This window comes from Variovorax sp. SG517, assembly GCF_013376045.1.
Taxonomy (GTDB): domain Bacteria; phylum Pseudomonadota; class Gammaproteobacteria; order Burkholderiales; family Burkholderiaceae_C; genus Variovorax.
On record NZ_JABMJG010000004.1, the window covers coordinates 1 to 12,837 of the forward strand.

General features: G+C 65.8%; 15 protein-coding genes. 3 read left to right on the forward strand and 12 right to left on the reverse strand.

Annotated features, from left to right (window positions below; genetic code table 11):
• The 9 genes from FHT32_RS12650 to FHT32_RS12690 form a co-directional block, all read right to left on the reverse strand.
• A partial coding sequence (locus FHT32_RS12650; protein WP_038111923.1) for a GTP-binding protein occupies positions 1–90 on the reverse strand: 90 nt, incomplete at its 3' end.
• 142 nt (positions 91–232) lie between these two features.
• Positions 233–2,332, reverse strand: coding sequence for an elongation factor G (gene fusA, locus FHT32_RS12655; protein ID WP_176664993.1), 2,100 nt, complete (start codon positions 2,330–2,332; stop codon positions 233–235).
• A 96-nt stretch (positions 2,333–2,428) separates the two neighbouring features.
• Positions 2,429–2,902, reverse strand: coding sequence for a 30S ribosomal protein S7 (rpsG, locus tag FHT32_RS12660; protein WP_007829591.1), 474 nt, complete (start codon positions 2,900–2,902; stop codon positions 2,429–2,431).
• 152 nt (positions 2,903–3,054) lie between these two features.
• Positions 3,055–3,432: a 30S ribosomal protein S12 gene (gene rpsL, locus FHT32_RS12665; RefSeq protein WP_019657814.1), complete on the reverse strand. Its 378-nt coding sequence runs from the start codon at positions 3,430–3,432 to the stop codon at positions 3,055–3,057.
• A 202-nt stretch (positions 3,433–3,634) separates the two neighbouring features.
• On the reverse strand, positions 3,635–4,804 hold the full coding sequence (locus FHT32_RS12670; protein ID WP_176664994.1) for a D-alanyl-D-alanine carboxypeptidase family protein: 1,170 nt from the start codon (positions 4,802–4,804) through the stop codon (positions 3,635–3,637).
• A gap of 40 nt (positions 4,805–4,844) precedes the next feature.
• Positions 4,845–5,477, reverse strand: a complete 633-nt coding sequence (locus tag FHT32_RS12675; RefSeq protein ID WP_176664995.1) for an alpha/beta hydrolase — start codon at positions 5,475–5,477, stop codon at positions 4,845–4,847.
• A 35-nt stretch (positions 5,478–5,512) separates the two neighbouring features.
• Positions 5,513–5,866 (reverse strand): ferredoxin, encoded by a 354-nt coding sequence (locus FHT32_RS12680; protein ID WP_176664996.1) that lies wholly within the window; start codon positions 5,864–5,866, stop codon positions 5,513–5,515.
• A 57-nt stretch (positions 5,867–5,923) separates the two neighbouring features.
• Complete coding sequence (locus FHT32_RS12685; protein ID WP_176664997.1) at positions 5,924–7,051, reverse strand: VanZ family protein; 1,128 nt, start codon at positions 7,049–7,051, stop codon at positions 5,924–5,926.
• Positions 7,052–7,065: 14 nt separating this feature from the next.
• Positions 7,066–7,494: a CopD family protein gene (locus FHT32_RS12690; RefSeq protein WP_176664998.1), complete on the reverse strand. Its 429-nt coding sequence runs from the start codon at positions 7,492–7,494 to the stop codon at positions 7,066–7,068.
• A gap of 343 nt (positions 7,495–7,837) precedes the next feature.
• Here FHT32_RS12690 and hemB point away from each other — a divergent pair, with 343 nt between their 5' ends.
• Entirely contained in the window at positions 7,838–8,851 is a 1,014-nt protein-coding gene (hemB, locus tag FHT32_RS12695) for a porphobilinogen synthase (protein ID WP_256098988.1), read from the forward strand.
• A gap of 20 nt (positions 8,852–8,871) precedes the next feature.
• Positions 8,872–10,041, forward strand: coding sequence for a magnesium transporter CorA family protein (locus FHT32_RS12700; RefSeq protein ID WP_176664999.1), 1,170 nt, complete (start codon positions 8,872–8,874; stop codon positions 10,039–10,041).
• A gap of 98 nt (positions 10,042–10,139) precedes the next feature.
• Here the strand turns inward: FHT32_RS12700 and FHT32_RS12705 are convergent, their stop codons facing one another.
• Together FHT32_RS12705 and FHT32_RS12710 are read right to left on the reverse strand one after the other, a co-directional pair.
• The gene (locus tag FHT32_RS12705; RefSeq protein ID WP_176665000.1) at positions 10,140–10,508 is read right to left on the reverse strand and encodes a DUF4148 domain-containing protein; all 369 of its coding nucleotides are present in this window, start codon (positions 10,506–10,508) and stop codon (positions 10,140–10,142) included.
• Positions 10,509–10,728: 220 nt separating this feature from the next.
• Entirely contained in the window at positions 10,729–11,058 is a 330-nt protein-coding gene (locus FHT32_RS12710) for an alpha/beta hydrolase (protein ID WP_176665001.1), read from the reverse strand.
• 133 nt (positions 11,059–11,191) lie between these two features.
• Between FHT32_RS12710 and FHT32_RS12715 the strand changes: the two genes are divergently transcribed.
• On the forward strand, positions 11,192–12,106 hold the full coding sequence (locus tag FHT32_RS12715; protein WP_176665002.1) for a LysR family transcriptional regulator: 915 nt from the start codon (positions 11,192–11,194) through the stop codon (positions 12,104–12,106).
• A gap of 45 nt (positions 12,107–12,151) precedes the next feature.
• On the opposite strand, the gene FHT32_RS12720 is transcribed toward FHT32_RS12715, so the two are convergent.
• A complete protein-coding gene (locus tag FHT32_RS12720) occupies positions 12,152–12,835 on the reverse strand; it encodes a dienelactone hydrolase family protein (RefSeq protein WP_176665003.1) in 684 nt (227 codons plus the stop codon).
• Positions 12,836–12,837: the final 2 nt, after the last annotated feature.

Here is a 12,837-nt window from a genome sequence, read left to right on the forward strand (position 1 = left end):
AGCCGTCAGCGTGGTCTTGCCGTGGTCGACGTGACCGATCGTGCCCACGTTCACGTGCGGCTTGGTGCGGGTGAATTTACCTTTTGCCATTTTTCAATCCTTGAAAGAGCAGCCCCGTGTATTGGTTTTATGTCTGCATCCGGTTGCTGGTTCGCCCCGCACGGGAACAGGGCGGCACCGGATCGCAGACAGGAAGGGCCGCGCAGTGCACGGCCCTTGGTTCTTGAAAAACTTACTTGGCGCGAGCGGCCACGATGGCTTCGGCGACGTTGCGCGGAGCTTCGGCGTAGTGCTTGAACTCCATCGTGTACGTGGCGCGGCCTTGCGACATCGAGCGCAGCGTGGTCGAGTAGCCGAACATTTCCGACAGCGGCACTTCCGCCTTGATGGCTTTGCCGCCACCGACCATGTCGTCCATGCCCTGCACCATGCCGCGGCGGGACGACAGGTCGCCCATCACGTTGCCGGCGTAGTCTTCAGGCGTTTCCACTTCCACGGCCATCATCGGCTCGAGGATCACGGGGTTGGCCTTGCGGGCACCTTCCTTGAAGCCGAAGATCGCGGCCATCTTGAACGCCATTTCGTTCGAGTCCACGTCGTGGTACGAACCGAAGTGCAGCGTGACCTTGACGTCCACGACGGGGTAGCCCGCCAGCACGCCCTGGCCCAGGGCTTCCACGATGCCCTTCTCGACCGCGGGGATGTATTCGCGAGGAACCACGCCGCCCTTGATGGCGTCGACGAACTCGAAGCCCTTGCCGGCTTCCTGGGGTTCGATCTTCAGCACCACGTGGCCGTACTGGCCCTTGCCGCCCGACTGGCGAACGAACTTGCCTTCGGCGTCTTCGACGGTCTTGCGGATCGTTTCGCGGTAAGCCACTTGCGGCTTGCCCACGTTGGCTTCCACGCCGAATTCGCGCTTCATGCGGTCCACGATGATTTCGAGGTGGAGCTCGCCCATGCCCGAAATGATGGTCTGGCCCGATTCCTCGTCGGTCTTGACGCGGAACGACGGGTCTTCCTGTGCGAGGCGCTGAAGGGCGATGCCCATCTTTTCCTGGTCGGCCTTGGTCTTGGGCTCGACAGCCTGCGAGATCACCGACTCGGGGAACACCATGCGCTCCAGCGTCACGACGGAATCCGGATCGCACAGGGTTTCGCCCGTGGTCACTTCCTTCAGGCCCACGCAAGCGGCGATGTCGCCGGCGCGAATTTCGCTGACTTCTTCGCGGTTGTTGGCGTGCATCTGCACGATACGGCCGATGCGTTCCTTCTTGCCGCGCACCGGGTTGTAGACGCTGTCGCCCTTGGAGAGCACGCCCGAGTACACGCGCACGAAGGTCAGCTGGCCGACGAAGGGATCGGTCATCAGCTTGAACGCGAGCGCGGAGAACTTCTCCTCGTCGTCGGCCTTGCGCACCACCGGCTCTTCGCTTTCGTCGGTGCCGGCAACCGGGGGAATGTCCGTCGGAGCGGGCATGTATTCGATCACGGCGTCGAGCATGGCCTGCACGCCCTTGTTCTTGAAGGCCGAGCCGCAAAGCATCGGCTGGATTTCGCCAGCGATGGTGCGCTGGCGGATGGCCTTCTTGATTTCCTCTTCGGAGAGCTTTTCGCCTTCGAGGTACTTGTTCATGAGGTCTTCGCTCGATTCGGCGGCGGCCTCGACCAGCTTCTCGTGGTATTCGTTGCAGACATCGACCAGGTCGGCCGGGATCTCGCCGTAGGTGAAGGTCACGCCCTTGTCCTCGTCCCAGATGATGGCCTTCATCTTCACGAGGTCGACGATGCCCTGGAACTTGTCTTCCGCGCCGATCGGGATCTGGATCACGACCGGGTTGGCCTTCAGGCGGTCGATCATCATCTGGCGAACGCGCAGGAAATTGGCGCCGGTGCGGTCCATCTTGTTGACGAACGCAAGGCGGGGCACCTTGTACTTGTTGGCCTGGCGCCAGACGGTTTCCGACTGGGGCTGCACGCCGCCGACGGCGTCATAGACCATCACGGCACCGTCCAGCACGCGCATGGAGCGCTCCACCTCGATGGTGAAGTCCACGTGGCCGGGGGTGTCGATGATGTTGATGCGGTGCTCGGGGAAGTTCTGGGCCATGCCCTTCCAGAAGCAGGTGGTGGCAGCGGACGTGATCGTGATGCCGCGCTCTTGCTCTTGCTCCATCCAGTCCATCGTGGCGGCACCGTCGTGCACTTCACCGATCTTGTGGTTCACACCGGTGTAGAACAGGATGCGTTCGGTCGTCGTGGTCTTGCCGGCGTCGATGTGCGCGGAGATACCGATGTTGCGGTAGCGCTCGATGGGGGTCTTGCGGGACATGATTTACTTTCGGGTTGAAATGCGTTGAGCGCTGGGCCCCGGGCACAGGCACAACGCCCGAAACCCGACACCCAACGCCCAAGCGAAGTTTGGTTTTTAGAAGCGGAAGTGGCTGAAGGCGCGGTTGGCTTCTGCCATGCGGTGCACTTCGTCGCGCTTCTTCATCGCACCGCCACGGCCTTCGGTGGCTTCCATCAGTTCGTTGGCCAGACGCAGGGCCATCGACTTCTCGCCGCGCTTGCGGGCGGCTTCCTTGATCCAGCGCATCGACAGGGCGAGGCGGCGGACGGGGCGGACTTCGACCGGCACCTGGTAGTTCGCACCGCCGACGCGGCGCGACTTCACTTCGACCATCGGCTTCACGTTGTTGATGGCAACGGTGAACGCCTCGAGGGGGTCCTTGTCCGGGTTCTTCTTCTCGATGAAGTCGAGGGCACCGTAGATGATGCGCTCGGCAACAGCCTTCTTGCCGCCTTCCATGATCACGTTCATGAATTTGGACAGCTCGACATTGCCGTACTTGGGATCCGGCAGGATTTCACGTTTGGGGACTTCGCGACGACGTGGCATTTTCTTAACCTCTTTGCTTCAGTTGGCACCGTTTCCGGCACCGCGAGAGCCAGCTGGAACTCTCACTTACTCGACCCGACGTTGGGTCACTTCGTTCGATGTACCCGCCAAGGTAACCGAACACCGTTTGTTTTTGACGACAGGAAGACCTATCAGGCCTTCTTGGGACGCTTCGCGCCGTACTTGGAACGCGACTGCTTGCGGTCTTTCACGCCTTGCAGGTCGAGCGAACCGCGAACGATGTGGTAGCGCACACCGGGCAAGTCCTTGACACGACCGCCGCGAACCAGCACGACGCTGTGTTCCTGGAGGTTGTGGCCTTCGCCGCCGATGTAGGAAATGACTTCGAAGCCGTTGGTCAGGCGGACCTTGGCAACTTTACGAAGCGCCGAGTTCGGCTTCTTCGGCGTCGTGGTGTAGACGCGGGTGCAGACACCGCGACGTTGCGGCGAGTTCTGCATGGCAGGGCTCTTCGAAGCGATCTTTTCGACCGTCCGACCCTGACGCACCAGTTGATTGATGGTTGGCATGAATTAAAAAGTCCCCAAAACGAGAAACGCCCCGGCCCTGGCTGTGAAACCGCCCTTGTCGTGACTCAAGGAGGCCGGGAATGACGAAAACGTGAAACCCTTCGGAAAATTCCGAAAAGCCCACGAGTATAGCAAACGAGTCTGAAAACGGCAAAGTCGGGCAGCCTCGCAGGCCTGCCGGCGGCTTTCCGCGCCTTTCAGGCTACTTGATCCAGAGCCGCAGGGCGTCCCAGGCGCGGCCGAAAACGCCGGCCTGCTCGACCGGCTCCAGGGCGACGAGCGGCACGTCGGCCAGGGGCTGGTCGTCCAGCGTGACCTTGAGCGAGCCGACCGGCTGGTACTTGGTGAACGGCGCCACCAGCGGGTCGGGGCGCGACACCTGGGTCTTGATCTTGTTGGCCGTGCCGGTCGGGACCGCCACCACGATGGGCTCGGGACGCCCCAGCTTCAGGGTGTTGGCCTTGCCCTTCCAGACGGCCGGGGTGGCAGCCGGCTGGCCGCCGTCGAACAGGCGGACGGCGTCGTAGGCCGTGTAGCCCCAGTTCAGGAGCTTCTGCGATTCGTTGGCCCGCACGGTCTCGCCCGTGGTGCCCAGGACGATCGACAGCAGCCGGCGCCCGCCCGCCAGGTTCGGGAAGTCGCGCTTGGCGGTGGCGATCATGCAGTAGCCGGCGGCATCGGTGTGGCCGGTCTTCAGGCCGTCGACGGTCGGGTCGCGGAACAGCAGCAGGTTGCGGTTGGTGTCGTTGGTCGACGGGGTGCCCGGGTAGCGGTACTTCTTGATCGCGTAGTACTTGGCTTCCTCGGGAAAGTCGCGCACCAGGCGGGTCGCCAGGATGCTCAGGTCGCGGGCCGTGGTGGTGTGGCCGGGCGCCGTCAGGCCTTCGGGGTTCTTGTAGGTGGTGTTCTTCATGCCCAGCACCTTGGCCTGGGCATTCATCATCTCGACGAAATGCTCGACCGTGCCGCCCACGCCTTCGGCCAGCGCCACCGTGGCGTCGTTGCCCGACTGCACGATCAGGCCCTTGATCAGGTCTTCCACCGGCACCTGCATCTTGGGATCGATGAACATGCGCGAGCCGGGCATCTTCCAGGCGCGCGGGCTGACCGGCAGGGTCTGGGTCAGCGTGATCTTCTTGGCGCGCAGGGCGTCGAACACCAGGTAGGCGGACATCAGCTTGGTGAGCGAGGCCGGCTCCACCGGGCTGTCGATGTCCTTCTGGGCCAGGATCTGGTTGGCGGTCACGTCCAGCAGCAGATAGCTGCGCGCGGCGATCTCGGGCGGCGCCGGTATCTGGGCGGCGGCGATCAGGCTGAAGGAGGCTGCGGCAGTAAAGACCAGCGCGCGGAGCGCGCCTAGAAAACGATTCATTGGGAGTTCGAAAAGAGACGAAAACAAGCCTGAGCGGCTTTCAAGCGATGTCCGCGCGCAGATGGCGGACGACCAGCCCCTTGAGCAGCGGCAATTGTCCGTGAAAGAAATGACCGCCCCCGGGGATGACTGTGACAGGAAGTGACTGCGGCCGCGCCCAGTCCATCACGGAGGACAGGGCCACCGTGTCGTCGGCCTCGCCATGGACCACCAGCGCGCGCTCGTGCGCCTCCACCGGCAGCGCCGCGACGCTGTTGCGTGCCGCCGCCGTACCTACCAGCACGATCTGCCGGATGTCGCGCCCGCCCCAGAGCCTGGAGACGGCACCGCTCGCGACGAAGGCGCCGAAGGAGAAGCCGGCGATCGCCAGCGGCCCCTCGGGCGCGAGCTGCCCGACGACGTTCAGCATGTCCTCCAGTTCGCCGCGACCCTCGTCGTGCACGCCTTCGCTGGCGCCCACGCCGCGGAAGTTGAAGCGCACCGTGGTCCAGCCGGTGGCGACGAAGGCGCGCGCCAGCGTCTGCACCACCTTGTTGTCCATCGTTCCGCCGAAGAGCGGATGCGGATGGGCGATGACCGCGATGCCGCGCGGGGTTCCGGCGGGCTGGTCGCGCTGCACCTCGATCGCGCCGGCGGCGCCCTTTAGGTTGATCTTTTCTGTCTGGGAATTCATTGGCGCAGGTACGAGCAGAGGGTCGGCGGAAAAGTTCAGCGCCCCACGCTCGGGGGCAGCAACAGGCGTTCGACCACCTGGCCGTTCTTCAGGTGCGACTCGACGATCTCGTCGATGTCCTCGCTGTCGACGAAGGTGTACCAGACAGCCTCGGGGTACACCACGGCCACCGGCCCGCCCGCGCAGCGGTCGAGGCAGCCGGCCTTGTTGACGCGCACCTTGCCGGGCCCCGATAGGCCCTCTTCCTTGACCTTCGCCTTGCAGCGGTCGAAGCCTTCCTGAGCGTTGTGCATGGCGCAGGAGTCCTCGCCGTTCTTGCGCTCGTTCAGGCAGAAGAAGATGTGGCGGCCGTAGTAGCCGGACGGGGCGGCTGGGGTGGAGCTGGGCATCGGCGGATTTTAGTGACCACCCTCTTCACCCTCGCTCCGGCCGAGCAATCCGCACGCTCAGCTCGTCGGAACCGCCCCGGACCGCCCGCGGCGCGACAAGGCCGCCACCACGTAGAGCATCACCGCGTAAGGCCATACCCAGCCCAGCCACTGCGCCAGCCCGTGGAAGCGGATGAAACGCCCCTGCTCCCAGGTAGCCAGCGTCTGCGCGAAATACGCGCTCTCGGGCGCCTGGTTCAGCAGGCTCAGCTGCAGCACCAGCCCCATCAGCAGCAGCGCCGCGCACAGGCGGCGCGGCGCGAACAGCAGCAGCACGCCGGCGAAGAGCGCCGCCGCCATGCCGACCTGCACCGGCAGCCCGAGCCACGCCCAGGCATGCTCCGGCCCGTAGCTCAGCGCCGCGGACAGCGCCGATGCCGCGATGCCCGCCAGCAGGGTCAGCGGCAACAGCACCGCCCGCTGGACCACCGAGCGCGCGACGAGGTATCCCAGCAGGCACGGCACCAGCGCGCCCAGCATCACGCACAGCAGTTCCACCGCCGGCACCAGCGGTTCGAGCTCGAACTGGCGCACCGGCAGCCAGTCGATGAAGGGCGTGTCGAGCAGCCACTCGGAGATCGCCGCCTCGAGCCGCTCGAACACCTGCCCGAGCCCGAAGGTGACCGCCGCCGGGAAAAGCAGAGCGAACGGCCACAGCGCCAGCAAAACCAGCGCGCCGCGCGAGTCCTCGGCGAACCACTGCGAGCGCGCGCGGCTCCAGTGCGCGACCGCGCCCAGCCGCTCGAGTCCCGCAGCCACCACCGCGCCGACGACCGCCCCCAATGCGTTGAGCCCCAGGTCCACGTTGGAAGGGATGCGTGCGGGCAGGTAGCTCTGCAGCGTCTCCATGGCGAACGAGAGCGCCGTTCCCGCCACGGTGGCGCGCAGCACCGCACGCCAGACCCCGGTGGCGCGCCCCGTGCGCAGCACCGCCAGGGCGCACAGGAAACCGAAGGGCACGTAGCCCGCCACGTTGACCGCGAAGTCGAAGCCCGTCCAGTACTTGGGCCAGGGCGCCGAGAGATATGCCCACGGCGCGATCCCCTGGTCGCGCCAGTCGGCGAACGGATAAAGGCTGGCGTAGACGATCAGCGCCGCGTACGCCAGCGCCAGGGGAAGCGCGGCGGACTTGTGCGGCCTATCCACCGTTTGCACTCCGCCTAGAAGGGCTTGACGACCACCAGGATCACGATGCCCAGCAGCAGCAGCACCGGCAGTTCGTTGAACCAGCGGAACCAGCGGTCGTTGCGCCGGTTCTCGCCGGCGGCGAAGCGTCGCAGCAGCACGGCGCAGCCATGGTGATAGCCGATCACCACCAGCACCAGCGCCAGCTTGGCATGCATCCAGCCGTTGCCCGGGCCGCGCCCGATGCCGTAGCCCAGCCAGAGCCACAGGCCGAAGCCGATCGCGGGAACCGCCAGGAAGGTCGTGAACCGCAGGAGCTTGCGCGCCATCAGCAGCAGGCGCTCGCGCTCGGCCACCGACTCGGGTGGAACCATCGCCAGATTGACGAAGATCCGGGGCAGGTAGAACAGCCCCGCGAACCAGCTTGCAATGAAGACGATGTGTAGAGATTTGACCCAGAGCATGGCGGCAGTTTAGTGGCGCGCCCTCTCCGGCATGGCCCCGTTTCCCATCGGGTCGCTTGTACGACAGGCAAAAAAAAGCCCGACGTCTTCACGTCGGGCTGGGAAGCCCTTTTGCTGTCACACATCAAGGCACCCGCTCAGGGAGGAAAAGCGGGGAGCGGCAAGCCGCCCGCTTCAGAATTTAACAAAGACGAAACAAGGTTTCAAGCGACTGGGGCACTTTCTTTGACATTTGAAGCAAAAAACTGAGAACCTTGGTTCTACGAATTTCCGTAGTTGTAGGACAACCGAACGCCCGTGCCAGGAGGCTGTAAACAACCGCTTCGGGCACAATTTTGGGTATATGACGTCATCATCCTCCCCCCTGGCCATGTTCCCCGCCGGGCGACCGCGACGCCTGCGCCGCGACGCTTTCACCCGCAACCTGGTGCGTGAGCACGCACTGACGGTCAACGATCTGATCTACCCGGTGTTCGTCCAGGAAGGCGAAAAGCGCCGCGATGCCGTCCCCTCGATGCCCGGTGTGGACCGCCTGAGCCTCGACCTGCTCCTGCCCGTGGCCGAGCAGTGCGTGGCTGCCGGCATTCCGGTGATGGCGCTGTTCCCGGTGATCGACGCCAGCCTCAAGACGCCCGACGGCCGCGAGGCCTTCAACCCCGACGGGCTGATTCCCCGCGTGGTAGCGGCGCTGAAGGCGCGCTTTCCGGAACTGGGCGTGATGACCGACGTCGCCCTCGACCCCTACACCAGCCATGGCCAGGACGGCCTGCTCGACGACAGCGGCTACATCCTCAACGACGCGACCGTCGAAGTGCTGGTGAAGCAGGCGCTCGCCCAGTCGCAGGCCGGCGTGGACATCGTGGCGCCCAGCGACATGATGGACGGACGCATCGGTGCCGTGCGCAACGCGCTCGAGGCTCGCGGCGACATCCACACGCGCATCATGGCCTACAGCGCCAAGTACGCGAGCGCCTTCTATGGCCCCTTCCGCGACGCCGTGGGCTCGGCCGCCACGCTCGGCAAGAGCAACAAGAAGGTCTACCAGATGGACCCGGGCAACAGCGACGAGGCCCTGCGCGAAGTCGCCATCGACATCGCCGAAGGCGCCGACATGGTGATGGTGAAGCCCGGCATGCCCTATCTAGACATCGTTCGCCGCGTGAAGGACCAGTTCCACGTGCCCACCTTCGCCTACCAGGTCAGCGGCGAATACGCCATGCTCAAGGCCGCCGCCCAGAACGGCTGCCTCGACCACGACGCCGTGGTGCTCGAGAGCCTGCTGGCCTTCAAGCGCGCGGGCGCCGATGGCGTGCTGACCTATTTCGCGCTCGACGCCGCGCGCCTGCTGCAGAAGTAACGGCGCGCCGGCAACCGGGCATGCGCATCTTCGAAATCAACCGTTCGCAGGTCAGCGAGCACGCCGCGCTGGCGCCGCTGGCCGTGCCGGGCGCCTGCGGCGCCAGCGGCTACCTCTGGATCTCGCTCACGCGGGATGAATTCCGCGCCTCGCTGGCCGAAGTGCAGCAGATCCTGCAGACGCTGTGCAAGACGCAGCTGGTCGACCTGCACGTGGCCGACCTGCTCAACGACCAGCTGCCCTCGCATTACGACTACACCTCGCTGTACGACGTGCTGGTGTTCCGGCGGCTGGCCAACGGACAGGGCCAGGCGGCGCTGGGCAACGGCAAGGGCAGCACCAACGAGGCCCCGCCGGCACCGGTCGCGCCTCCCCGCCAGCCCCGCAGCGGCCCACCCGTGCTGCGCCGTGTCGACACCCGGCCGGTCGGCTTCGCGGTGTTCGACCGGGTGCTGCTGTCGGTGCATCCGGAAGACGGCGCAGTGCGCGACGCCTTCGCCGCCCGGCTGCTGGCCGCGGTCTCGGCCGACGGCGCCACCCCGGCGCTCGACGTGCGCGCCACTTCGGCCCGCCTGCCGACCAGCCCTTCGGACCTGATGCTGCGCGTCATCAACCAGATCGTCGACGGCTACCTCGACCTGCGGCGCGAGCTCACCAAGCAGCTCGACCACTGGCAGACCGAGCTGATCGACCCGCGCAGCCGCTTCACCAACTGGGGCGCGCTCATGGAAGCGCGCCAGTCGCTGCATCACCTGGACGAGATCTGCGAGGACCAGCGCGCCGCCATGCAGGACTGGATCGACTCGCTGGAGACGCTCCCCGTGCCCAAGGGCGAGCTCGAACAGCGCGAGCGGGAGCTCATCATGATCCGCAGCCGCGACGTGCTCGAGCACATCGAGCGCGTGGTGCACCACGTGCACCGGCTGGAGCAGAACGCCGAGACCGCCGTGCAGATGCACTTCAGCGTCCAGGGCCACCGCGCCAACGACATCATGCGGGTGCTGACGGTGCTCACCGCCGTGTTCCTGCCGCTGAACCTCATCGCCGGCATCTTCGGCATGAACTTCGAGTTCATCCCGCTGGTGCACAAGGCCGACGGCTTCTGGATCGCGATGACGTCGATGCTGGTCATCGCCGTGCTGCTGGTCGTGATCTTCTGGCGCAAGCGCTACCTCGCCCGCACGCGCTGACCGCTGCCGCAACCTCCGCGGCCAAAGAAAAAGGGCCACGCTTTCGCGTGGCCCTTCTGCATTTCGGCAGTCCCGGAGGACCGCTTCAATTGCTTCGATTACTTGGCGACGGCGCCCGAGCCTTGCTGGGCCTGAACGCGAGCGTCCATCGGGTGGGGCATGGTCGAGATGACCTTGCTGTTGACGCGCGAGCCGCCGGTCACGTTCTGGTCGGGAGCGTAGGCGGTACGAACGGCTTCAGCTTCGACGATCGAACGGTCCTTCGACACGGCGACCGTTTCCGGGCCGCGCGAACCGCGGGTCACGTTCTGGTTCGGAGCCGACGCGGTGCGAACGGCTTCGGCGTTGACTTCGTCGCGGCTCTTGGTCGACACGGCGGTGTTCACGCCTTGGTAGGTTTCAGCCTGGGCGCCGGTAACGGCCAGCAGGGTCAGGGCGGCGGCGGCGAGGATTTGCGAGGTCTTCATGTTCAGTTCTCCTAGGGTGTTCGTTGGATGGTTCGTCCACCAGGCCTGCTGGTTCGCGAGCCTGTGCGGCGAGTTTCCGGGGGAACGGCATTGCCGGAACACTCGGTTCAGAGACACCGTGTTTCCTCTATTGAAACAATGCCGACATCGAGGCATGCAAAGCAAAAAAGCCGGGCCCGGTTCACACCGGCCCGGCTTTCAAGAGAAGAAGGCTTCCGGCCTATGGCCGGGGTGCTGCCTGGAGCTGCGGCGGCACTTCGCTGTTGACGAAGGCGCGGCGGTCCAGGTTCTGGTTGGGCGCATGGGCCGCGGCCACCGCCTCGGCGCGGACCGAAGCCCTGTCGCGCGAACTCGGCCGCGAAACCAGGGGCGTCGCAACGACGTCGCCGTAGACATTGCCTCCGCGCGCCGCCGCGTCCGCACCGGACACCACGTCGCTGCGGCTGGTGACGGCCTTGAGCGGCTGCACCGGTTCGAAGCCCTGCGCCTGCACGCCGGAAGCGGCAAGCAGCGACAGGACGGCGGCGGCAATGAGGTTCGAGGTCTTCATTTCAGTTCCTTCCAGCGGCCCAGCCGGCCCGGCGACGCTGGCGTGTAACCGAAGTGTCGCCCAAGCCGGCTAGGAAAAACCCGGGAGAATCGAACCATCGCGTTCCCAAAACGGAAACAATGGACCCATCCACATGGACAGCCTCGATCTGATCAGAACCTTCCGGGAAGTCGCCTCGCACGGCAGTTTCTCCCAGGCAGCCAAGAGGCTGGACATGTCGAAGGCCACCGTCAGCAAGTATGTGGCCGAGCTGGAAACCCGCTTCGGGGTGCGCCTTCTGAACCGTTCCACGCGCTCCGTGAGCCTTACCGACGCGGGCCAGCTGCTGCTGGAGCGCAGCACACCGGTGCTGGAGATGGTCGAGCTCACCCAGGCGGAGCTGCAGGAGCGCGCCAGCCAGCCCGGCGGACGGCTGCGGATCTCGGCGCCGCACGGCATGGGCAACGGCGAGTTCCCCAACCTGCTGGCCGACTTCATGCGCTACTACCCGGACGTGAGCATCAGCCTGCAGCTGACGAACCGCACCGTCGACCTCGCGGAAGAAGGCATCGACGTCGACATCCGTAGCGGCCCGGTGGAAGACGCCAACCTCATCGTGCGCAAGCTCCGGCGCATGGAAATGGTGGTCTGCGCCTCGCCCATCTACTGGAAGAAGCACGGCAAGCCTGAGCACCCGCGCGACCTGGCCAGGCACGACGCCCTCACCCATTCCCTGCTCGGCGCGCAGCCGGTATGGCGCTTCGACGACGGCGGCCAGCCTCTGGACGTGAACGTCAGGAGCCGCATGGACTGCACCGAGGGCGCGCCGCTGATCCGCGTCGCGATGCGCGGATTCGGCGTGATCTACCTGCCGTCGATCCTCGTGCAGTCGCACATCGAGCATGGCGAGCTGGTGCCGGTGCTGCAGGACTACACGCGCAAGGACATGTGGCTCTCGGCCGCGTACCTCCAGCGGCGCCACAACAGCGCCGCGCTGCGGGCACTGCTCGATTTCCTGCAGACCCGCGTGGGCGACGGGCACGGCTCCAAGCGGAAACCGGCACCATGAAAAAAGCCCGGCATGCCGGGCTTTTCCTTCGTTCGCCGGAGCGGGTCAGCCGACGTGCTTGGCGAAGAACGCCAGCGTGCGCTCGCGCGCCAGCTTGGCGGCGTCGGCATCGTAGGAGCCGCGCTGGTCGCAGTTGAAGCCGTGGCCGACCGGATACACGTGCACTTCCACCTCCGGATGCGCCTTCTTGAAGGCCTCGACGGAGTCCAGCGGAATCCAGTGGTCCTGGTTGCCGAAGTGCGCGAGCACCGGCACCTTGGGCTGGCGTGCCGTTTCCTCCGGGGTGGTCATGCCGCCGCCGTAATAGGGCGCCGCCGCGGCCAGGCCGGGCAGCAGCGCCGCGGCGCGCCAGGTCAGCAGGCCACCCCAGCAATAGCCGACGATACCGACCTTGCCGGCCTTCGAGGCGTAGGCAATGGCAGCCTCGATGTCCTGCAGCACGCCGGGCGGCGGCAGCGCCTCGACCGCCGTCTTCAGGCCGAAGCCGTTCTTCATGTCGTCTTCCGAGTAGCCCAGCTCCACGCCCGGCTTGACGCGCTGGAAGGTGGAAGGCGCCACCGCCAGGTAGCCTTCGGCCGCGTAGCCGTCGGCCACCGAGCGGATGTGAGAGTTCACGCCGAAGATTTCCTGCACCACCACCACGGCGCCGCGCGGCTTGCCCGTGGGCTCGGCCACGTAGGCGGGGAATGTGAGGCCGTCCTTGGCCTTGAGATCGATGAATTGACCCATGT

Excerpts from the sequence above, each read along its gene's own strand:
- FHT32_RS12705 (WP_176665000.1), bottom strand. The coding sequence starts at position 10,508 with ATGAAGACCTCGCAAATCCTCGCCGCCGCCGCCCTGACCCTGCTGGCC.
- fusA (WP_176664993.1), bottom strand. The coding sequence starts at position 2,332 with ATGTCCCGCAAGACCCCCATCGAGCGCTACCGCAACATCGGTATCTCC.
- FHT32_RS12675 (WP_176664995.1), bottom strand. The coding sequence starts at position 5,477 with ATGAATTCCCAGACAGAAAAGATCAACCTAAAGGGCGCCGCCGGCGCG.
- FHT32_RS12710 (WP_176665001.1), bottom strand. The coding sequence starts at position 11,058 with ATGAAGACCTCGAACCTCATTGCCGCCGCCGTCCTGTCGCTGCTTGCC.
- hemB (WP_256098988.1), top strand. The coding sequence starts at position 7,838 with ATGACGTCATCATCCTCCCCCCTGGCCATGTTCCCCGCCGGGCGACCG.
- FHT32_RS12680 (WP_176664996.1), bottom strand. The coding sequence starts at position 5,866 with ATGCCCAGCTCCACCCCAGCCGCCCCGTCCGGCTACTACGGCCGCCAC.
- FHT32_RS12720 (WP_176665003.1), bottom strand. The coding sequence starts at position 12,835 with ATGGGTCAATTCATCGATCTCAAGGCCAAGGACGGCCTCACATTCCCC.
- rpsL (WP_019657814.1), bottom strand. The coding sequence starts at position 3,432 with ATGCCAACCATCAATCAACTGGTGCGTCAGGGTCGGACGGTCGAAAAG.
- FHT32_RS12690 (WP_176664998.1), bottom strand. The coding sequence starts at position 7,494 with ATGCTCTGGGTCAAATCTCTACACATCGTCTTCATTGCAAGCTGGTTC.
- rpsG (WP_007829591.1), bottom strand. The coding sequence starts at position 2,902 with ATGCCACGTCGTCGCGAAGTCCCCAAACGTGAAATCCTGCCGGATCCC.
- FHT32_RS12670 (WP_176664994.1), bottom strand. The coding sequence starts at position 4,804 with ATGAATCGTTTTCTAGGCGCGCTCCGCGCGCTGGTCTTTACTGCCGCA.
- FHT32_RS12700 (WP_176664999.1), top strand. The coding sequence starts at position 8,872 with ATGCGCATCTTCGAAATCAACCGTTCGCAGGTCAGCGAGCACGCCGCG.
- FHT32_RS12715 (WP_176665002.1), top strand. The coding sequence starts at position 11,192 with ATGGACAGCCTCGATCTGATCAGAACCTTCCGGGAAGTCGCCTCGCAC.